The organism is Isoptericola sp. NPDC057559, assembly GCF_042801555.1.
Lineage (GTDB): Bacteria > Actinomycetota > Actinomycetes > Actinomycetales > Cellulomonadaceae > Isoptericola.
Genome location: NZ_JBHVFQ010000001.1, coordinates 16,848 through 42,897 on the forward strand (window position 1 = coordinate 16,848; position 26,050 = coordinate 42,897).

A 26,050-nucleotide genomic window follows, 5' to 3' on the forward strand; every position below is an offset into this window, starting at 1 on the left:
GCCGTGACCGGGCCGCGCCTCCCGGGCGCGGTCAGTCCTGCCGGCGACGGCGCGCGGCGGCGAGCAGCCCGAGCCCGACGGCCGTCACGACCAGCGCCGCGACCGCCCACCCGACCACCTGCGCGCCCGTGACCGGCAGCGGACCGGACGTCCCCGGCGGAGCGCCCGGACCGGGCGTCGCGTCGGGTGCGCCCGGGCCCGGCGGGACTGCGGGGCCGCTCGACGTCGGGCTCGGCGTCACGCTCGGCGACGGGGTCGGCGACGGGCTGGGCGACGTGTCCGGCCCCACGATGAGGATCCGTGCCCGGTCGGTGTCGTTGGGCACCACGGCGTCCGCCTCGCCGTGGGTGACGACGCCCTCCACGGGCAGCACGTCGCCGGGGCTGCCGGTGGTGGTCCCCACGACGCGGTACACGACCTGCTCTCCCGGAGCGAGGTCGCCGACGTCGAACGTCAGCGAGCCGACCACGCCGTCGGGCGGCTGCGGCCTCCCGGCCGGCCAGGACACCGCGACCCCGCTGTAGTCCGTGAGGCCCGGCGGCACGTCGAGCACGGCGACGACGTCGGTGGCGTCCTCGGGCCCCTCGTTGCGCACGGTCGCGGTGAGCTCCGCGCGCTCGCCGGACAGGTGGGTCTGCGTGGGCGGCGACAGCGCCAGGGAGACGTCGGTGGAAGGCGGGGCGGCGATCTCGTTGCAGCTCTCGCCCTCGTTGTCCACGGCGGCCGGGTCGAGGGAGCCGGAGCCGACCAGGGCCGCGTTGCACAGGGTCTCCCCCGCCGTGCCGGCGGCGACGTCGAACGTCACGACCACGGACGCCGTCTCCCCGACGGCGAGCCGCCCCACCGCGCAGCGCACGATCGTCTCCGTGTCGCCGTTCGCGAGGTCGTGCGTCTCCGGCACGGGGCAGTCGACGCCGTCCTCGCGCTGCGCGGACACGTAGGTCATGCCCCCGGGCACGGTGTCCGAGACGACGACGTCGTCGGCGACGGACGGGCCGGCGTTGCGCACGGTGAGCCGCCAGGTGGCGGGGCTGCCGGCGACCATCGGGTGCGGCTCCACGAGGTCCTTGACGAGGCTGGTGTCCGACACGTGCTGGACGGTCAACGTCAGCGCCGCCTCGTTGTCCTCCTCGGTGGTCTCCGGCGTGTCCGAGCGGATCACCGCGCGGCCGGAGTAGCTGCCGGCCGGCGTGTCGCCGGGCACGTACGTCGTCACGACGTTCGTGGTCGCGCCTCCGGCCTCCCACCGCGCTCCCGGCGTGACGGGCTCGCAGTGCAGCACGTACCGGAAGTCCTCCCAGGACGCCGTGGTGGGGTCGTCGGGCGGCGTGCGGTTCCAGGTGCAGTCGTTGAACGGGACGTCGACGCTGTCGGCGTACGGCACGAACCCGGGCGGGAAGACGGTGTCGCCGTTCGTCCCGTCGGCCGTGGACGGGCCGTTGTTCACGGCGAACCCGGTGAAGGTCACGTCCTGGCCCGCCGCCGGGGTCAGCGTGCTCGCGGAGGCCGAGATGCCGAGGTTGGTCACGCGCCGCACGTCGACGTCCGCGGTGGCGGTGTTGTCGTCCGGCGCCGCCTCGTGGGCGAGGATCCCGACCGTGGCGGTGTTGGTCGCCGTGCCCGCCGCGAGGGTGTCCGGCGTCGAGGCCACCACGTGGATCGTGACGGAGCCTCCGGCCGGGACCGCGCCCACGCGGCACGCGACCTCCTGCCCGGGCCCGTCGGGCACCTGCGGCTGCGCCTGGGTCTCGTCCACCGGCGTCGTCTGCGGGGGCGTGCAGTCCGACTGCGCGGCCACGAGCGTGAACCCGGCCGGCAGGGAGTCGGTGACGACGGCGTGCTCCACGCCCGACGCCCCGGAGTTCACGACGGTGAGGGTGTAGCCGACGGTGCCGCCCGCGTTCACGGAGGCCGCGTCGGGCGTCTTGACCAGGTGGAGGTCCGCGATCTCGACGACGTCGACGGCGACGTCGTCCTGCACGCTCGTCGCGCCGCCTGCCAGCGGGGTGCCGGTGGTGGCCGTGGCCGTGTTCGGCACCTGCTCGGCGAACCGGTCGCCCCCGTTGAGGTCGTTGGCGTCGGGGTCGAGCGTGCCGTGCACGGTGATCACGACGGGGGCGGGCTGCGTCGTGCCCGACCAGCCGTGCACCGTGCCGAGCGAGCACGACAGCGCGCTGCGCACTCCCCCGCCCGGTTCGGCCTCGGGGGTGATCGTGCACGTGCCGCTCCCCGTCGAGGCCCCGGTCGCGACGAGGCCGAGCGGCAGCAGGTCCTCGACGACGACGTCCTGCGCGTCCGCGTACCCGGCGCCCGGCGTGGTGGCCTCGGGCACGGCGACCGCGATGCGATAGGTGAACGGCCCGCCGGCCACGAAGGCGTCGTGCGGGTCGGCGGCCTCGTCCGGGTTGGGCACGGTGCCGGTCGCCGACTTCGTCACGGCCAGGTCGGTGACGGCGGGGCCGACCACCGTCGACGCCTGCTGGGTGTTGTTCGTGAGGTCGGCGTCCGGCGTGGAGCTCGAGGCCTGCGCCGTCTTCAGGTAGGTCCCCGGGTCGACGTAGCTCGCGACCTCGAGGACGTAGTCGATGTCGACCGACTCGCCGGGGGCGAGGTCCCGACCGTCGAGCGTGCAGACGATCTCCCGCGCCGTCGCGGTGCAGTCGGTGGGCAGCGTCCCGGTGTCCACGAGGATGCCGTCCTCGGCCCGCTCGATGCGCAGCGTCACGTCGCGGGCGACCGACGGCCCGTCGTTGGAGACGGTGAGGTGCACCCGTCGGTGGGTGCCGGGGCCGGTCGCGTCGGGGTCGACGGGCTCGAGGGTGAGGCCGGTGACGGTGACGTCCGCCTCGGCGACGACCGTGCTCGTGGCCTGCGCGGTGTTGTTCGCCAGGTTGTTGTCGGGGTTGGTCTCCATGTTCCCCGTGACGACCGTGGCCGTGTTCACGAGCGCGGTCCCGGCGGCGACGTCCGGGGCGACGTCCACCGTGACCTCCACCGTGACCGACGCCGCGGCGTCGAGGTTGGCCCCGAGCCGGCAGCTGAGGGTCTGCCCGCTGGTGTCGCACGCGACCGTCTGCCCGCCGCCCGACGTGACCTGCGCGCTCACGAAGCTCACGCCGGCGGGCAGCGTGTCCGTGAGGACCGGGCGGAGGGCGGCGAGGTTCTCTGTGACGTCGTCGGGGTCGTTCGTGTTGGTCACGACGAGGTCGTACGCGGCGGTCCCGCCCGCAGTCACCGTGGCGTCCGCCGCCTTGGCGAGCGACAGGTCCACGAACGGGAGGCCGCTCAGCGTCCAGGACGCCTCGTCGTTCGACGGGTCGGTGTCCCCCGCCGCGTCGATCGTCACCGCCTGCACGACGTCGGGGCCGCCCGCGAGCACCTCGTCCGCCTGCATCGCCACGGTGACGACGGCGGCGTTGCCGGGCGCGAGCGGGCCGGGCAGGGTGCACGTGAACCCGGCCGCGGTGAGGTCCGCCGCGCAGCCGGTGACGGGGTCCGCGCCCCGCAGGTCCAGCGCGTCCGGCAGGGCGTCCGTCACGTCGACGTCGCGCGCCGCCGACGGCCCGTTGTTGGTGACCGTGATGCGGTAGTCGACCGGTCGCGGCGCCTCGGCCGGCAGCGTCGTGCGGTTGGCCGTCTTGGTCACGGCGAGGTCGTACTCGGCGCGGACGTCCGTGTCGGCCGTCGCCGTGTCGTTCCCGCCCGCCGGGTCCGTGGACGTGGACGTCGCGGTGGCCGTGTTCCGCAGCGTGCCGGTCGCCGCGGGCGCCACGAGGCCGGTCACCGTGATCGTCACCGCGGCCCCCGCCGTGCCCGCGCCGGCGGACGGCAGCGCGCCGACCGGGCACGTGACGACCTGCTCCTCGACCGTGCACGCGTCGCCGCGGGACGTCGTCGCCCCGATCCCGGTGACGCCGTCGGGGACGGTGTCCGTGACCACGACACCGGCCGCGTCCGACGGTCCGTGGTTCGTGGCCGTCACCGTCCACGCGATGCTCGTGCCGGCCACCACGTCGGCGGGGCCGGACTTGGTGACGCGGACGTCGGCCTCGGGGGCGGCGGCCGTCACCGTCGCCTGCGCGGTGTTGTCGGCCGAGGACGCGTCGGGGGTCCCCGACGCGACGGTCGCCGTGTTGCCCACGGTCGTCCCCGCCGCCAGGTCCGTGGCGAGCGTCCCCGTGACCGTCACCGTCGCGGTCGCGCCCGCCGGGAGCTCGTCCACGGCGCAGCTCACCCCGCGGCCGGTCGGGTCCTCGCACGCGGGGGCCGTGCCGTCCGCGGACGTGATCGTCGCCGCGGAGAGGGTGGCGCGGCCCGCGTCGTCGAGGGTGTCGATGACCCGCACGCCGCGCGCGTCGGAGGGCCCGGCGTTCGTCACCCGGAGGGTCCAGGTCACCTCCGCGCCCGGGACGGCCGTGGCCGGCGCCGCCGTCTTCGTGATCGACAGGTCGGCCCGGCGCGCGAGCGTGACGGTGGCGCCGGAGACGTTGTTCGCGGGCGCCGGGTCCAGCGACGACGTGCTCACCGTCGCGACGTTCGTCAGCGACGTCGCGGCCGAGCCGGACCCGGTCCCGCCGCTGAGGGTCACGGTGGCGGTCGCGCCGTCGGCGAGGTCGCCGAGCGCGCAGGTCACCGTGCCGTCGTCCACCGTGCACGTCCCGGCCGTGGCGGTCGCGGTCACCCCGGTCCAGCCTGCGGGCAGCGGGTCCGTGACCGTGACGTCCGACGCCGTGTTCGGCCCGTCGTTGCGGACGGCGAGCGTCGCGGTCACGTCCTGCCCGACCGCCGCCGGGTCGGGGGACATCGTCTTGGCGACCGACACGTCGGCCTGCCGCGCCACCGTGACGCTCGCGGGCTGGGTCGTGTAGCGCGCCGCCGTGCCGGTGGTCGCCGTCGCGTAGTCGAGGTTGGCCAGGTTCGTGACCGTCGTCCCGCCCGCGGCGTCGTCGAGCGTCACCTGGAACGAGTACGCGGGCGCCGCCCCGATGTCGACCGTGCCCCCGGCCGACGCCGTCGCGCCCGTGCCCACGCGGACGCGCACCGTCCGCCCGTCGACCTCACCGCGGTCGTCGCCCGCGCCGTCGGTGAGCTCGCCCGGCGGCGACACCGGCGACGCCACGTACCGCAGCGACCCGGGCACGTAGGTCGTGCCGGGCGGCAGGTCGTCCTCCGACACGGCCTCGACGGCCGGGTCCTGCCCCGTGTTGGAGTAGTGGACCGTGTACTCCAGCGTGTCGCCCGGCCGGGCGGGGCTGTGCCCGCTGAGGTTCACCACCGTCTTCGCCGACGCCGTGAAGTCGGGGGCGTAGAGGTTGATCGCCAGGCCCACCACCCCCGGGTAGTAGACGTCGCCGTTGCTGGAGAACGTGAAGGTCGCGCTCGTGGCGCCGTTCGCGATCACCCCCGAGGCGCCGAGGTTCTTCACGTCGAACCCGAGCATGTTGCGGTGCGCGGGCGTACGGGTGGCGACCGACGACCCGTTCGTGTCGTTGGTGGAGTCGAAGAAGTTCGCGCCCGGCGACGCCGCCGTCGCCAGCTGGGTGCTGTCGAGCCTCGTGTAGTCGCCCGTCTGCGCCAGGTCGCCCTCGTACGCCAGCATCGTCAGCTGGGCGTCGACCGTGCCCGACCGCGGCGCGAGGAACCCCGAGACCTGCACCGACTGGGGGCTCTTGTTGCTCACGACGTCGAACCCGTCGAACACCGTGAGGTTGCGCAGCGGCAGCCCGGGGGCCGAGTACGCGACGGTGAGCGCCCAGCCCGCGTACCGGTCCTGGCCGGTCGCGGCGGCGACGTTCGCGCCCCAGTAGCTCCCGTTGCCCGCGGACCTGACGATCGCCGTGACGTCCGCGAACCGCTGGTACGCGCCGTAGCTCGAGGAGTTGGGGCCGAACTGGTCGTGGGCCGCCGTCGACGCCGCGACGGTGCGGTAGCCGGCGTCCCCCGGCGCGCGCAGCGACATCGTGCCGATCGCGCTCGCGGACGCGCTCTGGCCGCCCGACCCGGCGTCCAGGCGGGCGCCCCAGTACAGGCCGGCCCACAGCACGGTCGCGCCCTCGGGCAGGTCGAGGCGGGACGCCGAGGAGTTGGTCGTGCCGCCCACGCCGTCGGCGTCCAGCTGGGTCATCGTGAAGCCGTTGTTGTCCGCCGCCGCGCCGTTCTGCGCGCTCGTGCAGGACGACGACGCGCTGCAGGTCAGCAGGTTGTTGCCGACGGTCGTGAGCGCGCCGTTGGCATTGGTCGAGAACTTGACCGTGAACGGCTGCGTGGGAGCCGCCGCGGCCGGCGTGGCCGCGGGCAGCGTGAGCGTCACGAAGGCCAGCGCGAGCGCACCCAGGGCCGCAGCCGCCCGCCGGATCGCAGTGCTCATGCCGCCTCCGCCCCTTCATGGCGAGAGTAGGGGCAGACGGCGCTGCAGGCTCGGGGGAGCCGGCGGGCGCTTGACACGGTACCCCCTAGGGGTATGGTGGAGCCATGACCGACACCGGCGCACCCCTCCCCGACCTCACGCCCGACGGCGGGCACCAGCACGACGGGCCGCACGGCTACGCCTCGGACAAGGAGGCGTACCTCAAGCGGATGCGCCGCATCGAGGGCCAGGTGCGCGGCATCGCGCGGATGATCGACGAGGACGTCTACTGCATCGACATCCTCACCCAGGTCTCCGCCGTGACCAAGGCGCTGCAGGCCGTCTCCATCGGCCTCGTGGAGGACCACCTGGGACACTGCGTCGTCGACGCCGCCCGGGCGTCCGAGGCCGAGGGCGCCGCGAAGGTCAAGGAGGCCGCCGACGCCATCGGCCGCCTCGTCCGCAGCTGACCGATCCCCCACTGAAGGAGCACCGATGAGCACCGTCACCACCCTGGGCGTCACCGGCATGACCTGCGGCAACTGCGTCGCGCACGTCACCAAGGACCTGTCGGCCGTGGCCGGCGTCGAGGACGTCAGCGTCGAGCTGCACGTCGGCGGCACGTCCGAGGTCGCCGTGTTCTCCGACGCCCCGCTCGACGAGGCCGTGCTGCGCGAGGCCGTCGACGAGGCCGGGTACGAGGTGGCGTCGTTCGCCGTCCTGGCCGACGCTGTCGCCGCCCAGCAGGCCGCGCAGGCGCCCGCCCGCCAGGAGGCGCACAACTGCGCCTGCGGCTGCGGCACCGCTGAGGCCGCCGCCGAGCCGGCGACGAAGACCTACGACCTGGCCGTGCCCCCGCGCGCCTGAGTCCCCGGCTCCAGGGAGCCACCCCCGCGGACCGCTTGCCGAACCGTCGCCCGCCCGCCCCGTCGGGCCGCAGCGACCCAGGCCCTCCGCGCCGCGCCGTCGTCGACCCGACCGGCGCCCCCACCGCGACCCCGCCACCCCGGGTCGTCGCGGGTGACCTCCGACCCAGCACCTCAGGGAGTCACCCCTCATGAGCACCCCCACCGAGACGCCCCCCGGCGTCGCCGGTCCCCCGCCGGTCCCCGTCCTCGAGATCGACCTCGCCATCGAGGGCATGACCTGCGCCTCGTGCGTGGCGCGCGTCGAGAAGCGGCTCAACCGCGTCGACGGCGTGACCGCCACCGTGAACCTGCCGCTCGAGAGCGCGCACGTCGAGCTCACCGCGCCCGTCGACGACGCCACGCTGGTCGAGGCCGTCGAGAAGGCCGGCTACGGCGCCCGCGTCACCGCGCGCCGCGACGTCGCCCCGAAGGCCGCCCGCCCCACCCCGGCGCCCGCGGTGCCGGGCCCTGCAGCCCCGGCCCCCGCGCCGCCGACCACGGAGCACCCGGCGCCCGGGACGCCGCCCGCCGCCCCGGCGGACGAGCGCGGCACGGACCTGCGCCGCCGGCTGGTCGCGTCTGCCGTCCTCACCGTGCCCGTGGTGGCGCTGTCGATGATTCCCGCGCTCCAGTTCACCGGCTGGCAGTGGGTCGTGGCCCTCGCCGCGCTGCCCGTCGTGACGTGGGGCGCGTGGCCGTTCCACACGGCGGCGGCGCGGGCCGCCAGGCACGGCGCGTCGACGATGGACACGCTGGTCTCGCTCGGCGTGATCGCGGCGACCCTGTGGTCGCTGTGGGCGCTGACGTTCGGCGGCGCGGGCGAGCTCGGCATGTCCATGCGGCCGTCGCTGATCCCGTCGGAGTCCGGCGGTACGCCCGAGCTCTACTTCGAGGTGGCGGCCGTCGTCACGACGTTCCTGCTCGCCGGCCGCTACGCCGAGCACCGCTCCCGCCGCCGCGCCGGCGACGCCCTGCGGTCCCTGCTGGAGCTGGGCGCCAAGGACGCCGAGCGCGTGCTCCTCGGCCCGGGCGGTACACCGCTGACCGGGCCCGACGGCAGCCGCCGCACCGAGCGCGTGGCGGTGGCGGACCTCGCCGTCGGCGACGTGTTCGTCGTGCGGCCGGGCGAGAAGGTCGCCACGGACGGCGAGGTGGTCGAGGGCGCGAGCGCCGTCGACACGTCGCTGCTCACCGGCGAGCCGGTGCCCGTGGACGTGGGCCCCGGGGACGTCGTCACCGGCGCGACCGTCAACACGTCGGGCCACCTGCTGGTGCGCGCCACCCGCGTGGGCGAGGAGACGACGCTCGCGCAGATCGGGCGGCTCGTGTCGCAGGCGCAGACCGGCAAGGCCCCCGTGGCCCGGCTGGCCGACCGCATCTCCGCCGTCTTCGTGCCGGTGGTGCTGGGCCTGTCGGTGCTCACGCTCGTCGGCTGGCTGCTGGCCGGCGCCGACCTCCAGCTCGCCTTCACCGCCGCCGTCGCGGTGCTGATCATCGCGTGCCCCTGCGCCCTCGGGCTGGCCACGCCCACCGCCCTGCTGGTCGGCACGGGCCGCGGCGCGCAGCTCGGCATCCTCATCAAGGGGCCGGAGATCCTGGAGTCCACGCGCCGCGTCGACACCGTGGTGCTCGACAAGACCGGCACCGTCACCGAGGGCCGCATGCGGGTGGAGCGCGTCGTCGCCGGCACGGCCGGCGAGGGCGAGGTGCTGGCGTACGCCGGCGCCGTCGAGGCCCTGAGCGAGCACCCCATCGCGCACGCCGTCGCGGCCGCGGCCGCGGAGCCGTCAGGACGAGCGCCGGGCCTGCCGGGCGCAGAGCCCGACGGGTCCGCGGGGGCGGGGGCCGACGGCGGCGGCATCGGCGCGCTCCAGGCGTTCGACTTCCGCGCCACGCCGGGCGGCGGGGTCGAGGCGGTCGTGCGGCGGGCGCACTCCGGCCTCGCCGGGCTCGCCGCGGACGGCGGGCTGAACGCGCGCCGCGTCCTCGTGGGGCAGCCGTCGTGGCTGGCCGGCCAGGGCGTCGCCCTCGACGGCGACCTCGCGGCCGCGTTCGCCGACGCCGAGGCGACGGGGGCGAGCGCCGTCGTCGTCGCGTGGGACGGCGCCGCCCGCGGCGTGGTCGTGCTGCGCGACCCGGTGAAGGCGACGTCCGCCGAGGCCGTGCGCGAGCTGCGCGACCTCGGGCTGCGGCCCGTGCTGCTCACCGGCGACGGCGAGGGCGCGGCCCGCGTCGCCGCCCGCGAGGTCGGCATCGCGGACGAGGACGTCATCGCCCGCGTGCTGCCGCAGGACAAGGCCGCCGTCGTGGCACGGCTGCGGTCGGAGGGACGGGTCGTCGCGATGGTCGGCGACGGCGTGAACGACGCCGCCGCCCTCGCCACCGCCGACCTCGGCCTGGCCATGGGCACCGGCACGGACGTCGCGATCGAGGCGAGCGACATCACGCTCGTGCGCGGCGACCTCCGCTCCGCCCCCGCGGCCGTCCGGCTCTCGCGCGGCACCCTGCGGATCATCCAGCAGAACCTGTTCTGGGCGTTCGCCTACAACGTGGCGGCGATCCCGCTCGCCGCGGCCGGGCTGCTCAACCCGATGATCGCCGGTGCGGCCATGGCCGCGTCGTCCGTCATCGTCGTCGGCAACTCGCTCCGCCTGCGCCGCGCCGGCTGACCCCGGAGCGTGGTGGGGTCGTGGCCCGGCCCGAGACCGGTCCACGACCCCACCCGCCACGCCCCCGGGGCGGTCAGCGGAAGCGGCGGCCCTCGTCGCGGCGGTACGCGCCGACGGCGAGGACCGCGAACAGCACCGTCCAGCCGAGCAGCACCAGCCAGGCGGCGGGGTAGGCCGGCTGCCCGGTGAGGGCCTGGACCAGCAGGTCACGACCGGCGCGGGTGGGGGTGGCCTGCGAGATGGCGTCCAGCCAGCCGGGGAACATCTGCGGCGGCAGGAACAGCCCGCCCGCGAACGCCAGCGGGAACAGCACCACCTGCACGACCGGCAGCGCCGCCTTCGCGGACAGCGAGTAGCCCACGGCCATGCCGAGCAGCACGAACGGCACGGAGACCAGCAGGGTCGTGCCGACCCCGGCGAGCAGCTGCCCGAACGTCACCGACGCGGCCGTGAACAGCCAGCCGATGAGGATGAGCGGCACCAGCCCGAAGAGCGCGAAGATCGCGCCGTTGCCGATCCGCGCCACCATCCGCGGGCCGGGGCCGGCGGGCAGGGAACGCAGGAACGGGTCGAACGGGAGCTGGCGGTCCTCCGCCACGCCCAGCCCGTAGGTGAACAGGCTGGCCGAGCAGACGGCGAACAGGCCGAGGCTCGCGACCGCCATCGTGGACCACAGGGGGTCGTTCGCGACCTCGCGCTGCGGCACCACGAAGAAGAACATCGCCAGCGCGGGGAACAGCATGTTGCCCAGCACCGCGATCGGCACGCGCACCGTCTCGAGGAACTGGTAGCGCAGGTGCAGCCAGGTCAGCCGCAGCGGCCCGGGGGCGCCCGGCGCCCGTCCCGGGGTCGTGGTCGTCGTCGCGCTCATCGGGTCGCCTCCTGCATCACCATCTCCTCGAAGGCCTCCTCGAGGCTGGCGCCCCGGATCTGGAGGTCGTGGAAGTCCACGTCGCCGCGGACGAGGTCGCGCACGAGGGCGTCCGCGTCGGCGGTGTACAGCTCCTGCGCGCCGTCGTCCCGGCGCTCCGCGCGCACGACGCCCGGCCACGCGGCCAGGTCCGTCGCGGACCACAGGGCCACGCGGCGCAGACCGACACGGCGCAGGATGGCCTCGAGCGAGTCGTCGGCGCGCACCACGCCGCGGTCGATGACGACCACGCGCTGCGCCAGCGCCTGCACCTCCTCGAGGTAGTGGCTGGTCAGCAGCACGGTGCCGCCGCCCGCGTGGTAGGCGCGGATGGCGTCCCACAGCGCCTGCCGGGCACCGACGTCGAGCCCGGTGGTGGGCTCGTCGAGCAGCACGACGCGCGGGCGCCCCACGAGCGAGAGCGCCACCGCGAGCCGGCGCTTCTGCCCGCCCGAGAGCGCGCCCGTCTGGCGGCGGGCCAGGTCGGTGAGGCCGAACTGCTCCAGCAGCTCGCCGGTCGGCACCGGGCTCGCGAAGTGCCCACCTACGAAGTCGACCACCTCGCCCACGCGCAGGGTGGCCGGCAGGCCCGTCTCCTGCGGGGTGATGCCGAGGCCGGCGCGGCTGGCGGCGTCGCGGGGGTCGCCGCCCAGCAGCCGCACGGTGCCGGAGTCGGGGCGGCGCTGGCCGCTGACCAACGACAGCAGCGTGGACTTGCCGGCGCCGTTGGGGCCGAGGAGCCCGACGAGCTCGCCGGGTCCGACGTCGAGGCTGACGTCGTCGAGGGCGACGACGTCGCCGAAGCGCCGCGTCACGCCGTGGACGGCCACGACGGCGTCGGCCGCGGCACCCGGGGGCGTGGGGACCGGCGCGGGCGCGACGGCGGGCGCGCGCCCGGGCGGCGGGGTGCGGGTCATGATCCGGCTCCTCTCAGCAGGCCGGTGAGGGCCTCGGTGTAGTCCTCGAACGCCCGACGCCCGGCGGGCGTGAGGGCGAGGTACGTGGCGGGGGTGCGACCCTCGTGGGTCTTGGTGACGCGGACGTAGCCCGCGTCCTCGAGCTTGCGCAGGTGGGTGGACAGGTTGCCCGCCGTCATGTCGAGGAGCTTCTGCAGCTTGGGGAAGCTCAGCTCGTCGCCGGCGTCCAGGGCGGCGAGCGTCGCGACGACGCGCAGCCGGGCGGGGGCGTGGATGACCGGGTCGAGGGCGTCAGGCACGGCCGCCCCCGTCGTCGGTGCGGCGGCGCCGGCGCAGGATCCGCAGGTGCTCGACGCCCGCCATCACGACGAACCCGCCGCCCCCCGCGAGCGCCATCACGAGGTACGTGCCGGGCAGCCCGACGAGCGTCGCGGCCCCCGCCACCAGAAGGATCCACGCGCCGAGGACGAACAGGCTCCGGTCGCCGAACGCCGTGGCGCCGCCCAGGTAGAGCAGCCCGACGACGAGGCACGCGCCGCCGTTGCTGGCGAGGGCCATGACCTCGCCGTCCGCGCCCGCCCGGGCGAGGCCGCCGAGGAACACGCTGAAGGTGAGGAAGCCGAGCATCCACGACCAGCCGTACATCGCCCCGGTCCGGGCGGAGACGCCGCGCGTGCCCGCCGTCCGGCTGATGGTGTGCACCATCGTGAAGACGACGGCCGCGGCGATGGCGCCGGCGAACACCCAGAACGCCCACGGCTCGGGCTCCCCGTGGGCGCGGGCGCTGGCCCACAGGACGAGGTAGCCGGCGAGCCAGGCGACGCCCCAGGCGCCGTACAGCGCGCGGCCGTCCGGCTCGAGGGCGGCGCGGGCGCGGTCCTGCTGCTCGCGGATGAGGCGGAGCGAGTCGGCGGCGGCCAGCGGGGCGACGTCGTCGCCGGGCCGGTCGGGGGTGCTGGTCATCGATACCTCACAGAGAACTTTGTGTTGCAAACCTGTTTGTGAAGCATGCCACGGCACCCGCCCGCACACAACCCCCTCGACGCGCGACGACACGTGGCCGCCCGCGCCGCGACGAGCCGGCTGGCCGGCACCTGTGAGCCGGGCCGGGCGCGCGGACCTACCCTGGGCCCGTGACCGCCGTGCCGCCCGCCGTCCTGCCCGCCGTGGCGCCCGCCACCACGCCGTCCGAGCGCCGCCGCACCACCGCGGAGATCTGGATCGTGCTGGGCCTCAGCCTCGGCCAGAGCGGCGTGTACGCGCTGGTCAACATCATCGCGAGGCTCACCGCCGAGACCCGGCTCGCCGACCAGACGGCCACCCTCAACGCCAGCCAGTCCGACCGCTCGCTGCTCGACCTCACCTACCAGCTGCTGGGGATCTTCTTCGCGCTGGTGCCGGTCGTCCTGGCCCTCTACCTGCTGAGCGGGCGCGCGTCGGCGACCTGGACCGGCACGCGCCGGCGGATCGGCCTCGACTGGGGGCTCGACGGCGCCCGCCCCGGCCGCGACGTCGCCTGGGGGTTCGGCCTCGCCGCCGCCATCGGCATCCCGGGGCTCGCGTTCTACCTGCTGGGCCGAGCCCTCGGCATCACCGTGTCCGTGCAGGCCAGCGCGCTGAACGAGCACTGGTGGACCGTGCCGGTGCTGATCCTCGCCGCCCTGCAGAACGGGCTGCTGGAGGAGGTCGTGGCCGTGGCGTACTTGCGCGAGCGCACGCGCGACCTCGGCTGGTCCCGGCTGTGGTTCGTCGTGTGGAGCTCGCTGCTGCGCGGCTCCTACCACCTGTACCAGGGCATCGGGCCGTTCTTCGGCAACGTCGTCATGGGCCTCGTGTTCTCGTGGTTCTACACCAGCCGGTGGGGCCGGAACCGCGTGGTGCCGCTCGTCGTCGCGCACACCCTGCTCGACGTCGTCGCGTTCGTCGGCTACGCCCTCCTGCCGCAGGACTGGAAGGACGCGCTCGGCCTGTGACCACCCCGCCCGGACTGGTCGGCGGGCGGCTACCGTCGGGCGCGTGACCGTCGTCCCGATCCCCGGCTCCAAGTCCATCACCGCGCGGGCGCTGTTCCTCGCCGCGGCCGCGCGGGGCCGCACGACGCTGGTCGACCCGCTCGCGTCGGACGACACGGAGGCCTTCGCCGAGGGGCTGCGCGCGCTCGGGTACGCCGTCGACCGGCAGGCGTCGAGCTGGGTCGTCGACGGCTCGCCCGCCGGGCCGCCGCGTCGTTCCGCCGACGTGTTCGCCCGCGACGGCGCGACGACGGCGCGCTTCCTCCCGACGCTGGCTGCAGCCGGCCACGGCCGCTACGCGTTCGACGCGTCGGAGCAGATGCGCCGGCGGCCGATGGCGCCCCTCACGCGGGCCCTGGTGGAGCTGGGTGCCACGCTCGAGTTCCCCGGCGCCGCCGACCACCACCCCGTGACCGTGGCCGCCGCCGGCCTGCGCGGCGGGTCGCTCCGCCTGGACGCGGGGACGTCGTCCCAGTTCCTCACCGCCCTGCTCCTCGCGGGGCCGTTGATGCGCGACGGGCTGACGGTCGAGGTCACCGACCTGGTCTCCGAGCCGTACGTCGCCATCACCACCGCGATGATGGCCGCCTTCGGCGTCGAGGTGGAGCGGTCGGGACGGCTCTACCGCGTCGCGCCGGGCGAGTACACGGCCACCCGGTACGTCGTCGAGCCCGACGCGTCGTCGGCCAGCTACTTCTTCGCCGCGGCCGCGCTGCTCGGCGAGCCGGTCACCGTACGAGGCCTCGGCGCCGGCGCCCTGCAGGGCGACCTCGCCTTCGTGGACGTGCTCGCGCGGATGGGGGCCCGGGTCGAGCAGGACGCGGGCGCGACGACCGTCACGGGCACGGGCCGGCTCCGCGGCATCACCGTGAACATGCGCGACATCTCGGACACCATGCCGACGCTCGCCGCGATCGCCCCGTTCGCGGACGGACCGACGCGCATCGTCGACGTCGCCAACACCCGGGTCAAGGAGTGCGACCGCCTCGACGCCTGCGCCGTCAACCTGCGCGCCCTGGGGATCGGCGTCGAGACCGGGCCGGACTGGATCGAGATCCAGCCCGGTGTCCCGCGAGCGGCCGAGGTCGCCTGCTTCGGGGACCACCGGATCGCGATGGCGTTCGCCGTCGCCGGGCTGCGGACCCCCGGCCTCGCCCTGGACGACCCGGGGTGCGTGAAGAAGACCTTCCCCGGGTTCCACGAGCGGCTCGCGGCCACCGTGCGGGAGCTCGCCGCGCGCTGAGGCCGCCGACGCCGTCAGAACGGGGCGTCGGAGAGCATGCCCTGCGAGAGCACGACGAACCCGGCGACGAACGCGAGGAACACCAGCGCGAAGACGATCCGCCCCACCGCGCCGCCGGTGCCCATGCGGGCGCTCTTCGGCGCGATGAAGCGCTCCGGGAGCGCGGGGTCGTAGAGCACCCGCACGTCCGTGTCCGAGCGGTCGAGCATGCCGACGTCGGAGTAGGCGGGCACCCCGCGGACCCGGCGGCCGTCGAGGGTGGGGAACTCGACGGTCTCGACGAGGCGCGAGCTCACGGAGCGGCTCTCGCCCGACCCGCTGCTCGAGTGCTTGACGTGGGAGGCGACCACCCGTCCCCGCGTCTCCTGCCCGGACCTCTGGAGGGCGCGCACGCCCCCGATCTCGCGCGCGGCGCCCACCACCATCCACACGCCGACGAACGCCATGACCGCCGGCACGAGGACGAACATGACGCGCACGTCAGGCCTCTCGCAGGGCGGCCAGCCCGGCGCGGTGCTCCGCCTGCGCGGCGGGGTCCGGCACCGGCAGCGACGCGAGGAGCTGCTTGGTGTAGTCCTCGCGCGGGCTGCCGAGCACCTGCTCGCCCGTGCCCTCCTCGACCAGGTGGCCGCGGTACAGCACGGCGATCCGGTCGGCGAGGAGGTCGACGACGGCGAGGTCGTGCGACACGAACAGGCAGGCGAACCCCAGCTCCTTCTGCAGCTCGGCGAAGAGCTCCAGGACACGCGCCTGCACCGACACGTCGAGCGCCGACGTCGGCTCGTCCGCGATGAGCAGCTCCGGGTCGAGCGCCAGGCCGCGGGCCAGCGACGCACGCTGCCGCTGCCCGCCGGACAGCTCGTGCGGGTAGCGGTCGCCGTAACTGCGCGGCAGCTGCACCGCCTCCAGCAACGCGTCCACGCGGGCGCGCGCCGCCTCCGGGTTGCGGGCCCGCCCGTGCACGACCAGGGGCTCGGCCACGCACTCGGCGATGGTCAGCAGCGGGTTGAACGACGTGGCCGGGTCCTGGAAGACGAACCCCAGCCGCGGACGCATCGCCTTGAGGTCGCGCGCCCGGGCGCCCAGCATCTCCGTGCCGAGCACCCGCAGCGAGCCGCCGCTGACGGGCGTGAGGCCGGCGATGGCGCGGGCGATCGTCGTCTTGCCCGAGCCGGACTCCCCCACGAGCCCCAGCACCTCGCCGGGGCGGATCGCGAGCGAGACCCCGTCCACCGCGGTGAACGCCGGCTGCCGGAACCGGCCCGGGTAGGTGATGGTGAGGCCGTCGGCGCGCACCACCGGCTCGGCCGACTCCCAGCCGTCGGGACGCGCGGCCGCGCGCTCGACGGCGCGGACGGTGCCCTCGCCGACGCGCGGCACGGCCTTGAGCAGGGCCTTCGTGTAGTCGGCCTGCGGGTCGTCGAACAGCGCGCCGACCGGCGCCTGCTCCACGACCTTGCCCTGGTACATCACGGCGACCCGGTCGGCGAGGTCGGCCACCACGCCCATGTTGTGCGTGATGAGCACGATGGCGGTGCCGGTCTCGTCGCGCAGGTGGCGCAGCAGGTCGAGGATCTCGGCCTGCACGGTGACGTCGAGCGCCGTCGTGGGCTCGTCCGCGACGATGAGGCTCGGCCCCAGCACCAGCGCCATCGCGATGACGATGCGCTGCTTCTGCCCGCCCGAGAACTGGTGCGGGTAGTGGTCCACGCGGTGCTCGGGGTCGGGGATGCCGACCGTGCCGAGCACCTCGATCGCGCGGCGGCGCGCCTCCTTCTTCGAGACGTCGCCGTGCGCACGGATGCCCTCGGCGATCTGCCAGCCCACCGTGTACACGGGGTTGAGCACGCTGGACGGCTCCTGGAACACCATCGCGACGTCGCGGCCGCGCACCTGGCGCAGCTTCGCCGCGGAGACGTTGACGACGTCCGTCGTCCCGCCGTCGCGCCCCGTGAGGACGACGGCGCCGCTGGTGGTCGCCGTCTCCGGCAGCAGGCCGAGGATGGTCTTGGCCGTGACGGTCTTGCCGGAGCCCGACTCGCCGACGACGGCGAGCACCTCCCCCGGCTGGACCTCCAGGCTCACGCCGTCGACGGCCCGCACGGGGCCGGCGTCCGTGGCGAACGAGACCGCGAGGTCGGTGATCGTCGCCACGGCGCCGTTCGACGCGACGGCGCTGTTCGATGCGACGGCGCTCATGCGTCGTCTCCCTTCGAGTTCTCCTCGCGGTGCTCCGCCGACGCCGGGGTCTCCGGGTCGGAGGGGTCCGCCTCGACCGACTGCTCCACCGACGTGGCCACGACGGCGCCGGACACCTGCCCGGCGCGGGCGCGCGAGCGCAGGCGCGGGTCGGCCAGGTCGTTGAGCGACTCGCCCATGAGGGTCATGCCCATGGCCGCGAGCACGATGGCGAGGCCCGGGAACAGCGCGGTCCACCAGATGCCGGAGGTGACGTCCGCGACGGCGCGCTGCAGGTCGTAGCCCCACTCGGCGGCCGCCGTCGGCTCGATGCCGAAGCCGAGGAAGCCGAGGCCCGCCAGCGTGAGGATCGCCTCCGACGCGTTGAGCGTGACGATCAGCGGCAGCGTGCGCGTGGAGTTGCGCAGCACGTGGCGCGTCATGATGCGCCAGTGCCCGGTGCCGAGCACGCGCGCCGAGTCGACGAACGCCTCCGCCTTGATGCGCACCACCTCGGCACGCACCACCCGGAAGTACTGCGGCACGAACACCACGGTGATGGACAGCGCGGCGGCGAGGATGCCGCCCCACATGTCCGACTTGCCGCCCGAGATGACGATGGCCAGCAGGATCGCGAGCAGCAGGGACGGGAAGGCGTAGATGGCGTCCGCCACGACCACGAGCACGCGGTCGAGCCAGCCGCCGAAGTACCCGGACACCAGGCCCAGGAGCACGCCGACCACGATCGACGACAGCACCGCGACCAGCACGACCAGCAGGGCCGTGCGCGCGCCCCACACCACGCGGGACAGGACGTCGTACCCGCCCACGGTGGTGCCGAACCAGTGCTCGGCGCTCGGCGGCATCTGGGCGCCGAACGCGCCGTCCAGGTCGCGCAGCTGCGACCAGCCGTACGGCGCCAGCAGCGGCGCGAGCACCGCGACCAGCACGAACACGGCGGTCAGGACGAGGCCCGCGACGAGCATGCCGCGCTGGAGGCCCACGCTCTGGCGCACCTGGCGCACGACGGGCAGCCGTCGAAACCATGCGCCCTTGCCGCCGAGGTGCTCGGGGGTCGTGCCGGCGGTGCCGACGGTGGTGATCTCTCCCGCGGTCATCAGTACCTCACCCTCGGGTCGACCAGCGCCGCGATGATGTCGACGAGGAAGTTCGTCACCGCCACCACCACGGCCATGAGCACGACGATCCCCTGCACGGCCACGAAATCGCGCGCCTGCAGGTACTCGGAGAGCTGGAAGCCCAGGCCTCGCCACTCGAACGTCGTCTCGGTGAGCACGGCGCCCACCAGGAGCATCGCGACCTGCATGCCGGCCACGGTGATGATCGGGATGAGCGCGGGGCGCCACGCGTGCTTGCGCACGAGGCGGTTCTCCTTGACGCCGCGCGAGCGCGCCGCGTCGACGTACCCGGCGCCCAGGGTGCCGATCATGTTGGTGCGCACCAGCCGCAGGAACACGCCGGCCGTGAGCAGGCCGAGCGCCAGCGCGGGCAGGAACGCGTGGGACAGGACGTCGAGCACGACGGCCGGGTCCCCGGTCTTGAAGGCGTCGACCAGCATGAACCCGGAGTCCGCCCCGGCGAGCTGCATCGAGATCTCGCCGTCGGTGGACACGCGCCCCGCGACGGGGAACCAGCCCAGCCAGACGCTGAACACGAGCTTGAGGATCAGGCCCGCGAAGAAGACCGGCGTCGCGTAGGCGAGGATCGCGAGGATCCGCAGCGCGGCGTCGGGCAGGCGGTCGCGGAAGTAGCCCGCGAGCATGCCGAACGGGACGCCGAGGACCAGGGCGACGACGATCGCGTAGAACGCGAGCTCCAGCGTCGCCGCGCCGTAGGTGGTGAGCACCTCGGTGACCGGCTGGTTGTCGCTGATCGTCGTGCCGAAGTCGCCCGAGAAGATGCTGGTGAGGTAGTCCCAGTACTGGACCAGGATCGGTCGGTCGTAGCCGGCCGCGTGGATCAGCTGCTGGAGCTGGTCGGCCGGCAGCTTGCCGCCCAGTGCGGCGGTGATGGGGTCACCGGTCGCGCGCATGAGCACGAAGACGGTGGTGACCAGGATGAACACGGTGGGGATGATGAGCAGGAAGCGCACCAGGATGTAGCGTCCCAGTGCGCTTCCTGCCGTACTACGTGAGGCCACGAGAAGAGCTCAGTCCGTCTCTCAGCCCTTGGCCAGCGCGCCGTAGCGGAACTTGAACGACGCGTCGAGCGTGTCCTTGGTCCCGGTGACGTCCTTGCCCGTGACGGCGACCTGCGCACCCTGCAGGTACGGGACGGTCGACAGGTCGTCGGCCTCGGCGTCCTGGATCTTGCCCAGCAGCTCGGTGCGCTTCGCCTCGTCGGCCGTGACGGCCTGCTCGAGGATCATGTCCTCCACGTCCTGGTTCACGTAGTGGTTGCCCAGGAAGTTCTCCTTGAGGAAGAACGGCGTGAGGTAGTTGTCCGCGTCCGAGTAGTCCGGGAACCAGCCGAGCTGGTACGCCGGGTAGACGTCGGCGGTGCGGTCCTTCGAGTACTGCACCCACTCCGTGGTCTGCAGGTTCACCTTGAACAGGCCGCTGCCCTCGAGCTGGTCCTTGATGAGCGCGTACTCGTCGCCCGACGACGGGCCGTAGTGGTCGTTCGAGTACTGCAGGTTCAGCTCGACCGGCGTCGTGACGCCGGCGTCGGCGAGGGTCTGCTTCGCCTTGTCCGCGTCGGGCCCGCCCTGGCCGTCGCCGTACTTCTCCTTGAGCGGCTCCGTCGCGCCGGTCAGGCCGTCGGGCACGAAGGAGTACAGCGGGGTGTAGGTGCCCTTGTAGACCTGGTCGGCCAGCGCCTGGCGGTCGATGAGGTCGGCCACGGCCTGACGCACCGCGGTCGCCTTCTTCGGGTCGGCGTCGGACTGCTTCTCGCCGTACGGCTGGGTGTTGAAGTTGAAGACGATGTAGCGCGTCTCGCCACCGGGGCCCGTGACGACCTGGACCTTGTCGTCCTTGCCGAGGTCCTCGATGTCGGTGGGCGACAGCGAGCGGAACGCGACGTCGACCGAGCCGTCCTGCACCTCGAGCTTGAGGTTGGAGGCGTCGGTGAAGTACTTGACGTTGATCTTCGGCGTCTTCGCCGCGCCGAGGACGCCCTGGTAGCCGTCGTACTTCTCGTAGCTGACCAGCTCGTTCATCTTGTAGCCGCTGATCGAGTACTGCCCGGCGAACGCCTTTCCGTCCACGATCGTCTTGTCGTCGGTGACCGCGTCGGCCGAGAAGACGTCCTCGTCGACGATCGGGCCCACCGGCGACGACAGGATCTGCGGGAAGATCTGGTCGTTCGCGCTCTTCAGCTTGAAGACGACGGTCGTGTCGTCCGGCGTCTCGACCGAGTCGAGGTTGTACAGCAGCGACGACGGGCCGTTCTCGTCCGCGATCTTCAGCTGCCGGTCGAACGTGAACTTGACGTCCGAGGAGGTCAGGTCGTTGCCGTTGGCCCACTTCAGGCCCGGCTTGAGCTTGACCGTGTACTCCTTGGGCGACGTGAAGTCCGCCGACTCCGCGATGTCCGGCTGCACGTCCGGGCTGCCGTACGGCGTGTTCAGGAGGAACGGGTAGACCTGGTTCATCACGGCGAACGAGCCGTTGTCGTACGACCCGGCCGGGTCCAGCGACGTGATCTTGTCCGTCGTCCCGATGATCATCGACTCGGCGGCGCCGCCGCCGCCGTCCCCGCTGCCGCCGTCGCCGGAACCGCCGCCGCACGCGGTCAGCACCAGCGCCAGCACTGCCGTTCCTGCGGCGCCGGCGATCAGGCGTCGTGAGCCTCTGATGGCACTCATGGTCGTGGTCCCCTTCGTCCAGGCCGGCCCACGGCGGGTGGCCGCGGGCTCGTGGCGATGCGGGTGTCTGAGACACACCGGTGTGTCGCCCTGGTCACGGGCGTGGGTCACGTCCGGACCGGTGTCGCATCGTGGTCCGGGAACCTACCACTGCGCTCCGCCTCGTGTCACAGGCCACAGTGCCCGTTCCCGCCTAGACTTCCCCGCATGTCCGGAGCGAGCACCGCGGGTCCCGTCCAGGATCCGTCGCACCGGGATCGCCCGGCGCACCGGGGGCCGGCGTCCGACCCGACGCCGCCGACCGGTCCGCTGCAGGCGCTGCTCGGCGGGGACGCCCCCGGCCACGACCCCGCGACGGACCTCGTGCGCGTCGTCGACACCCCCGAGGCACGGGTGCGGCACCCGTCGGACATGCTCGGCATGGTGGTCAGCGCGCTGGCCGTGGCGCTCGTGCTCGTCCTGTCGGTCGTCGCGCACGCGACCACCGAGGGCGTCACGGAGGACGTCCAGAACTTCAGCACCCTGCTGGCCCGCATCCTGTTCGTGCCGGTCAAGGTCCTCGAGGGCCTCGTCACCCTGTTCGTGCCCGCCGCCGTGCTGATCGAGCTGGGCTGGCGCCGGCTGGGCCGGCAGGTGGTGGAGTCGATCTGCGCGGCCGCCCTCGGCCTCCTGCTCGGCATCGTGACGACGCTGACGATCTCGTACTTCGGCAGCGACGAGCTCGTCCGCGGGCTCTCGGTCTTCTCCGACGGCACGTGGCAGCTCCAGATCCCCGGGTACGTCTCGGCCATCGCCGGCCTGCTCACCACGGCCGGCCCGCGCACCCGCCGCCGCACGGTGCGCTGGTCGTGGAACGTGCTCTACCTGTCCCTGGCCATCGTGCTCATCACCGGGCAGGTGTCGCTGCCGGGCGTGATCGTGGCCCTGCTGCTCGGCCGCCTCGCCGGGCAGGCCGTGCAGTACGTGTCGGGCGTGCGCAGCGAGCGCGCCTACGGCGCCGACCTCGTGGCCGCCGTGCGGCGCGCAGGATTTCACCCGACGGCGCTGGTCCGGGTGCGCGACGTGTCCGCCGTCGTCGACGACGGCGCGGCCCCCGGCGAGGAGCCCGCCCCGCCCGAGGACCCCGTGGCCGCGTACGACGCCGACGGGGACGTCGTCGAGGCGTTCCCCGAGGAGGGGCAGGCCTTCCCGCCGTCCCCGACGACGGCGGACGCCGCCGCCGTCGCGCTCACCCGCGCGGGCGACAACCGCGTGTACGCGCTGTTCACCGACGACGGCGCGCCCCGCCGCGACATCGTCGTGCTGGACGGCGACCGCCAGGTCATGACCACCGTGCAGCGACTGTGGCGCGCGCTGCGGCTGCGCGGGCTGGAGGGCCGGGCCTCGATCTCGCTGCGCGCCGCGGCCGAGCGCACCGCCCTCCTCGCGTACGCGGCCACCGCGGCCGGCGTGCGCACCCAGCGGCTGGAGGGCATCGGCGTCGCCGACGACTCCGTGGTGCTGGTGCAGGAGCACGCGCGCGGCGCCGTGTCGCTGCGCGACCTCGACGCCGACGACCTCGAGGGCCCGCGCGGCGACGCCGTCCTCGCGGAGGCCTGGGAGCAGCTGCGGCGCGCCCACGACGCCGGCCTCACCCACCACTCCCTGACGCTCGACGTGGTGCTGGTGCACCGCGACGAGCACGGCGACCCGCACGTGTGGCTCACCGGCTGGGAGCAGGGCGAGATCGCGTCGGGCACGCTGTCGCGGCGGCTCGACCTCACGCAGATGCTCGCCCTGCTGGCGCTGCGCGTGGGCGCGCGGCGGGCGCTGGCCTCCGCGGTCCGCGCGCTGCCCGACAAGGAGATCGCCGCGATCGGCCCGCTCCTGCAGTCCGTCGCGCTGCCGAGCCCGACGCGCGAGGAGGTGCGCAAGGCCAAGGGCCTGCTGAACGAGCTGCGCGAGGCCCTCGTCGAGCGGCTGCCGCAGGCCGACGTGCAACCCCAGAACATCACCCGCTTCGGCGCCCGCACGATCATCATGCTGACCCTGACGATCGTCGCCGTCACGGTGATCGTCACGACGATGAACTTCGAGGAGATCGCCGCCGCGATCACCGAGGCGAACCCCTGGTGGGTGGCGGCGTCCTTCGCGTTCGGCGCGATCACGTGGTTCGGCGCGGCGCTCACGTTCACCGCGTTCTCGCCCGAGAAGCTGCCGCTGTGGCGCGCGACCCTCACGCAGATGGCCGGCTCCTTCGTGTCGCTCGCGGCGCCCGCCGGGATCGGGCCGGCCGCCCTCAACCTGCGGATGCTCACCCGCCGCGGCGTCGCCACCCCGATGGCGGTCGCGACCGTGGCGCTGGTGCAGCTGTCGCAGTTCGTCGTCACGGTGCTGCTGCTCGTCGTGCTGTCCGTGTCCACCGGCTCCGGCGGCCTCATCGACCTGCCCTCGACCACCGTGCTGCTCGCCATCGCCGGCGTGGGCGTGGCGGTCGTCGCGACCCTGCTGGTGCCCTCGGTGCGCCGGTGGGCGTGGGAGAAGGCGCGCCCCACGCTCGAGCAGGTGTGGCCGCGGCTGTCGCAGATGATCGGCCAGCCCACCCGGCTCGCGCTCGGCCTCGCCGGCAACGTCGTCATGACGCTGGGCTACGTGCTCGCGTTCGACGCCGCCCTGGCGGCCTTCGGGCAGGAGCTCAACCTCATCGACGTGGCGGTGATCTACCTGGTCGGCAACTCCGTCGGCGCGATGGTGCCCACCCCCGGCGGCCTGGGCGGCGTCGAGGGCGCGCTCATCGCGGGCCTCACCGCCGCGGGCATCCCGGCGTCCCTGGCGTTCTCCGTGACCATGCTCTACCGCGTCGTCACCTACTGGGCCCGCGTGCCGATCGGGTGGGTGGCGATGAAGCGCCTGGAGAGCACGGGCGACCTGTGACCGCCCTCGAGGACGCGCCCGGGTGCGGCGCGCCGGGCGTCACGTCCGCGTCCGCCGCGGCCGACGAGCTCGACCGTGTGCTCGCGGGGCTGCAGTGGCGGTTCGTCGCGCGGTCCCGGCACGCGCTCGACCCGGGCGGCTGGGCCGAGCACGCCACCGGCTCCGGCGCCCTGCTGCTGGTCACCGAGGGCCTGGTGCGGGTGCGCGGCGTGGGCGACGTGGCGGACCTGGCGCCCGGCGACTTCCTCTTCCTGCCGCACGGGCCGCGGTTCGAGGTGCACGCGCTGTCGGAGGCCGTCGTGGAGTGCGTGCAGGTCGCGCCCGTCGGCGCGGACACCGGCCGCGGCGTGCTGCCCGACCACGTGCTCCTCACCGAGCTGCCGCAGACCGAGCCGACGGCCGCCGCGATGCTGCGCGACCTCGTCGAGTCGTACCGCGCCCCCCGCAGCGTGCTGGGCGACCGCGTCGTCACGCTCGTCGCGTCGCTCGCGATCAGTGCCTGGTACGCCCGCGGCTGCGCGCCCGCCCGCTGGCTGATGCAGCGGGAGGACCCGGGGCTGGCGAGCGCCGTCGCCGCGATCCACGCCGACCCCGGCAGGGAGTGGAGCGTGGACGACCTGGCGCGGGTGGCGCTGGCGTCGCGGTCCGGGTTCGCCGCCCGGTTCCGCGACGCCACCGGCCAGACGCCCGGCCGCTACCTCGCGCAGGTGCGGGTCGCGCACGCGCGCTGCCTCCTGGCGGCGGGCGACCTGCCGGTCGCGGCGATCGCCCGCCAGCTGGGCTACGGCTCGGACACGGCGTTCGGCCGCGCCTTCCGTCGTCACACGGGAGCGACGCCGTCCGAGTGGCGTCGCGGGAGCGTGCTGCGCACCAGCACGCCGCCGGCCACCGCGACGACCGCGGCGACCAGGTAGGTCCAGCCCACCCCGACGGAGTCGACGCCCAGGCCGCCCACGGCCGAGCCGAGGATGATCGCGGTCTGGAACGCCGCCACGACGAGCCCGCTGCCCGCCTCGACCTGGTCGGGCATGATCCGCGTGATCCACACCTGCACCACGTTGAGCACGCCCCCGAACGCCAGGCCCCACAGGACGACCGCGGGGTACGCGAGCACGGGGAACGCCGCCGCCAGCCCCACCGCCGCCACGCCCGCGCCGATCACCACCGGCACGGCGAGCAGCAGCGCCGGCAGGTGCCGGTCCACGATGGCCCCGATCGCGAAGTTGCCGACCAGCCCGCCCGCGCCGAACAGGGCGAGCAGCACGGCGATGGTGCCGACGTCCGCCCCCGGCAGCGCCGACAGCGCCGGGCGCACGTACGTGAAGCCGACGAAGTGCCCGCCGATGACGGCGACGATGCTCACCAGGCCCAGCGCGACGCCCGGGGACCGCAGCGCCCGGCCCGTCGCCGACCAGCCGATGCCCGGCGTGGGCGCGACCGGCGGCAGCGCGGCCCGCATCGCGACCGCCGTCACCACCGTGACGACCGCGGCCGCGACGAACACGACCCGCCAGCCCGCCGCCGCGCTGAGGATCACGCCGAGCGGCACCCCGGCCACCGTCGCGACCGTCGTCCCGGCGTTCACGACCATCATCGCCCGGCCCACCCGGTCCGCCGGGACGAGCTGCGTGGCGATGACCAGGGACATCGACCAGTAGCCGCCGAGCGCCGCGCCGAGCAGCAGCCGGGCCGCCATGAGCACCCCGATGCTCGGCGCGAGGGCGACCAGCACGTTGGACACCACGGCGCCCAGGGCCAGGACCACCAGCAGCGTGCGGCGGTCCGTGCGCGGGAACAGGGCGCTCAGGCCCAGCGCGGTGGCGAGGGCCGTGAGGGCGGTGACGCTCACCGACAGCCCCACGACGCCCTCCGAGACGCCCAGGTCCTGCGCCACCGGCGTCAGCACCCCGGGCGGCAGGAACTCCGCCGTGACGAGCGAGAAGCTGCCGAGGAACATCGTGGCGAGCGCGAGGCCCGCGCGCCGCGGGGACAGGGGTCGGCGCGCCGGGGCCGGCGCAGGGGCGGTCGTGGGCGCCGCCGGGCCCGCGGTGGTGGCGGGGCGAGCCGTTGCCGGCGCGGCCGCCGTGTCGATCGGGTTCGTGGTCATGCTGGTCGCAACAACCGG

At 74.5% G+C, this 26,050-nt stretch carries 18 protein-coding genes; 7 read left to right on the plus strand and 11 right to left on the minus strand.

The window, feature by feature from the left end; genetic code table 11:
* Nucleotides 1–31: 31 nt before the first annotated feature.
* Nucleotides 32–6,367: a hypothetical protein gene (locus tag ACFU5J_RS00070; protein ID WP_430577401.1), complete on the minus strand. Its 6,336-nt coding sequence runs from the start codon at nt 6,365–6,367 to the stop codon at nt 32–34.
* Nucleotides 6,368–6,471: 104 nt separating this feature from the next.
* Between ACFU5J_RS00070 and ACFU5J_RS00075 the strand changes: the two genes are divergently transcribed.
* The 3 genes from ACFU5J_RS00075 (at nt 6,472) to ACFU5J_RS00085 (ending at nt 9,923) form a co-directional block, all read left to right on the plus strand.
* The gene (locus ACFU5J_RS00075; protein WP_430573262.1) at nt 6,472–6,816 is read left to right on the plus strand and encodes a metal-sensitive transcriptional regulator; all 345 of its coding nucleotides are present in this window, start codon (nt 6,472–6,474) and stop codon (nt 6,814–6,816) included.
* A 25-nt stretch (nt 6,817–6,841) separates the two neighbouring features.
* Complete coding sequence (locus ACFU5J_RS00080; RefSeq protein ID WP_430573263.1) at nt 6,842–7,213, plus strand: heavy-metal-associated domain-containing protein; 372 nt, start codon at nt 6,842–6,844, stop codon at nt 7,211–7,213.
* Nucleotides 7,214–7,403: 190 nt separating this feature from the next.
* Nucleotides 7,404–9,923: a heavy metal translocating P-type ATPase gene (locus ACFU5J_RS00085; protein ID WP_430577402.1), complete on the plus strand. Its 2,520-nt coding sequence runs from the start codon at nt 7,404–7,406 to the stop codon at nt 9,921–9,923.
* 73 nt (nt 9,924–9,996) lie between these two features.
* Here the strand turns inward: ACFU5J_RS00085 and ACFU5J_RS00090 are convergent, their stop codons facing one another.
* From ACFU5J_RS00090 to ACFU5J_RS00105, 4 genes are read right to left on the minus strand one after another with little or no spacing between them, the layout of a single operon-like run.
* Nucleotides 9,997–10,794 carry an ABC transporter permease gene (locus ACFU5J_RS00090; RefSeq protein ID WP_430573265.1) on the minus strand — a complete coding sequence of 266 codons (798 nt, stop codon included), beginning with the start codon at nt 10,792–10,794 and terminating at the stop codon, nt 9,997–9,999.
* Nucleotides 10,791–11,750 (minus strand): ABC transporter ATP-binding protein, encoded by a 960-nt coding sequence (locus tag ACFU5J_RS00095; protein ID WP_430573266.1) that lies wholly within the window; start codon nt 11,748–11,750, stop codon nt 10,791–10,793. Before ACFU5J_RS00095 ends, ACFU5J_RS00090 begins: the two co-directional genes overlap by 4 nt.
* The gene (locus ACFU5J_RS00100; RefSeq protein WP_430573267.1) at nt 11,747–12,049 is read right to left on the minus strand and encodes a transcriptional regulator; all 303 of its coding nucleotides are present in this window, start codon (nt 12,047–12,049) and stop codon (nt 11,747–11,749) included. The genes ACFU5J_RS00095 and ACFU5J_RS00100 overlap by 4 nt, the downstream gene beginning before the upstream one ends.
* The gene (locus ACFU5J_RS00105; RefSeq protein ID WP_430577403.1) at nt 12,042–12,713 is read right to left on the minus strand and encodes a hypothetical protein; all 672 of its coding nucleotides are present in this window, start codon (nt 12,711–12,713) and stop codon (nt 12,042–12,044) included. Before ACFU5J_RS00105 ends, ACFU5J_RS00100 begins: the two co-directional genes overlap by 8 nt.
* Nucleotides 12,714–12,883: 170 nt before the next feature.
* On the opposite strand from ACFU5J_RS00105, the gene ACFU5J_RS00110 reads away from it, so the two are divergent.
* A complete protein-coding gene (locus tag ACFU5J_RS00110; protein ID WP_430577404.1) occupies nt 12,884–13,723 on the plus strand; it encodes a CPBP family intramembrane glutamic endopeptidase in 840 nt (279 codons plus the stop codon).
* 43 nt (nt 13,724–13,766) lie between these two features.
* Nucleotides 13,767–15,005, plus strand: a complete 1,239-nt coding sequence (aroA, locus tag ACFU5J_RS00115) for a 3-phosphoshikimate 1-carboxyvinyltransferase (RefSeq protein WP_430577405.1) — start codon at nt 13,767–13,769, stop codon at nt 15,003–15,005.
* Nucleotides 15,006–15,019: 14 nt separating this feature from the next.
* On the opposite strand, the gene ACFU5J_RS00120 is transcribed toward aroA, so the two are convergent.
* The 5 genes from ACFU5J_RS00120 to ACFU5J_RS00140 are packed head-to-tail and all read right to left on the minus strand — an operon-like array spanning nt 15,020 to nt 21,012.
* A complete protein-coding gene (locus ACFU5J_RS00120) occupies nt 15,020–15,475 on the minus strand; it encodes a DUF3592 domain-containing protein (RefSeq protein WP_430577406.1) in 456 nt (151 codons plus the stop codon).
* A gap of 10 nt (nt 15,476–15,485) precedes the next feature.
* Complete coding sequence (locus ACFU5J_RS00125; RefSeq protein WP_430577407.1) at nt 15,486–17,204, minus strand: dipeptide ABC transporter ATP-binding protein; 1,719 nt, start codon at nt 17,202–17,204, stop codon at nt 15,486–15,488.
* Complete coding sequence (locus ACFU5J_RS00130; protein ID WP_430573274.1) at nt 17,201–18,301, minus strand: ABC transporter permease; 1,101 nt, start codon at nt 18,299–18,301, stop codon at nt 17,201–17,203. The genes ACFU5J_RS00125 and ACFU5J_RS00130 overlap by 4 nt, the downstream gene beginning before the upstream one ends.
* Nucleotides 18,301–19,344: an ABC transporter permease gene (locus ACFU5J_RS00135; RefSeq protein WP_430573275.1), complete on the minus strand. Its 1,044-nt coding sequence runs from the start codon at nt 19,342–19,344 to the stop codon at nt 18,301–18,303. The genes ACFU5J_RS00130 and ACFU5J_RS00135 overlap by 1 nt, the downstream gene beginning before the upstream one ends.
* Nucleotides 19,345–19,365: 21 nt before the next feature.
* A complete protein-coding gene (locus tag ACFU5J_RS00140; RefSeq protein WP_430573276.1) occupies nt 19,366–21,012 on the minus strand; it encodes an ABC transporter substrate-binding protein in 1,647 nt (548 codons plus the stop codon).
* Nucleotides 21,013–21,219: 207 nt separating this feature from the next.
* Between ACFU5J_RS00140 and ACFU5J_RS00145 the strand changes: the two genes are divergently transcribed.
* Both ACFU5J_RS00145 and ACFU5J_RS00150 read left to right on the plus strand, forming a co-directional pair.
* Nucleotides 21,220–23,925, plus strand: a complete 2,706-nt coding sequence (locus ACFU5J_RS00145; protein ID WP_430573277.1) for a flippase-like domain-containing protein — start codon at nt 21,220–21,222, stop codon at nt 23,923–23,925.
* Nucleotides 23,922–24,839: a helix-turn-helix domain-containing protein gene (locus tag ACFU5J_RS00150; RefSeq protein ID WP_430573278.1), complete on the plus strand. Its 918-nt coding sequence runs from the start codon at nt 23,922–23,924 to the stop codon at nt 24,837–24,839. Before ACFU5J_RS00145 ends, ACFU5J_RS00150 begins: the two co-directional genes overlap by 4 nt.
* Here the strand turns inward: ACFU5J_RS00150 and ACFU5J_RS00155 are convergent.
* The gene (locus ACFU5J_RS00155; RefSeq protein ID WP_430577408.1) at nt 24,746–26,032 is read right to left on the minus strand and encodes an MFS transporter; all 1,287 of its coding nucleotides are present in this window, start codon (nt 26,030–26,032) and stop codon (nt 24,746–24,748) included. The genes ACFU5J_RS00150 and ACFU5J_RS00155 overlap by 94 nt on opposite strands.
* Between the last annotated feature and the right edge of the window lie 18 nt (nt 26,033–26,050).

Bases quoted from the DNA above. Each gene is read 5' to 3' on its own strand.
- ACFU5J_RS00070 (WP_430577401.1), bottom strand. From the start codon at position 6,367: ATGAGCACTGCGATCCGGCGGGCGGCTGCGGCCCTGGGTGCGCTCGCG.
- ACFU5J_RS00075 (WP_430573262.1), top strand. From the start codon at position 6,472: ATGACCGACACCGGCGCACCCCTCCCCGACCTCACGCCCGACGGCGGG.
- ACFU5J_RS00080 (WP_430573263.1), top strand. From the start codon at position 6,842: ATGAGCACCGTCACCACCCTGGGCGTCACCGGCATGACCTGCGGCAAC.
- ACFU5J_RS00085 (WP_430577402.1), top strand. From the start codon at position 7,404: ATGAGCACCCCCACCGAGACGCCCCCCGGCGTCGCCGGTCCCCCGCCG.
- ACFU5J_RS00090 (WP_430573265.1), bottom strand. From the start codon at position 10,794: ATGAGCGCGACGACGACCACGACCCCGGGACGGGCGCCGGGCGCCCCC.
- ACFU5J_RS00095 (WP_430573266.1), bottom strand. From the start codon at position 11,750: ATGACCCGCACCCCGCCGCCCGGGCGCGCGCCCGCCGTCGCGCCCGCG.
- ACFU5J_RS00105 (WP_430577403.1), bottom strand. From the start codon at position 12,713: ATGACCAGCACCCCCGACCGGCCCGGCGACGACGTCGCCCCGCTGGCC.
- ACFU5J_RS00120 (WP_430577406.1), bottom strand. From the start codon at position 15,475: ATGTTCGTCCTCGTGCCGGCGGTCATGGCGTTCGTCGGCGTGTGGATG.
- ACFU5J_RS00125 (WP_430577407.1), bottom strand. From the start codon at position 17,204: ATGAGCGCCGTCGCATCGAACAGCGCCGTCGCGTCGAACGGCGCCGTG.
- ACFU5J_RS00130 (WP_430573274.1), bottom strand. From the start codon at position 18,301: ATGACCGCGGGAGAGATCACCACCGTCGGCACCGCCGGCACGACCCCC.
- ACFU5J_RS00140 (WP_430573276.1), bottom strand. From the start codon at position 21,012: ATGAGTGCCATCAGAGGCTCACGACGCCTGATCGCCGGCGCCGCAGGA.
- ACFU5J_RS00145 (WP_430573277.1), top strand. From the start codon at position 21,220: ATGTCCGGAGCGAGCACCGCGGGTCCCGTCCAGGATCCGTCGCACCGG.
- ACFU5J_RS00155 (WP_430577408.1), bottom strand. From the start codon at position 26,032: ATGACCACGAACCCGATCGACACGGCGGCCGCGCCGGCAACGGCTCGC.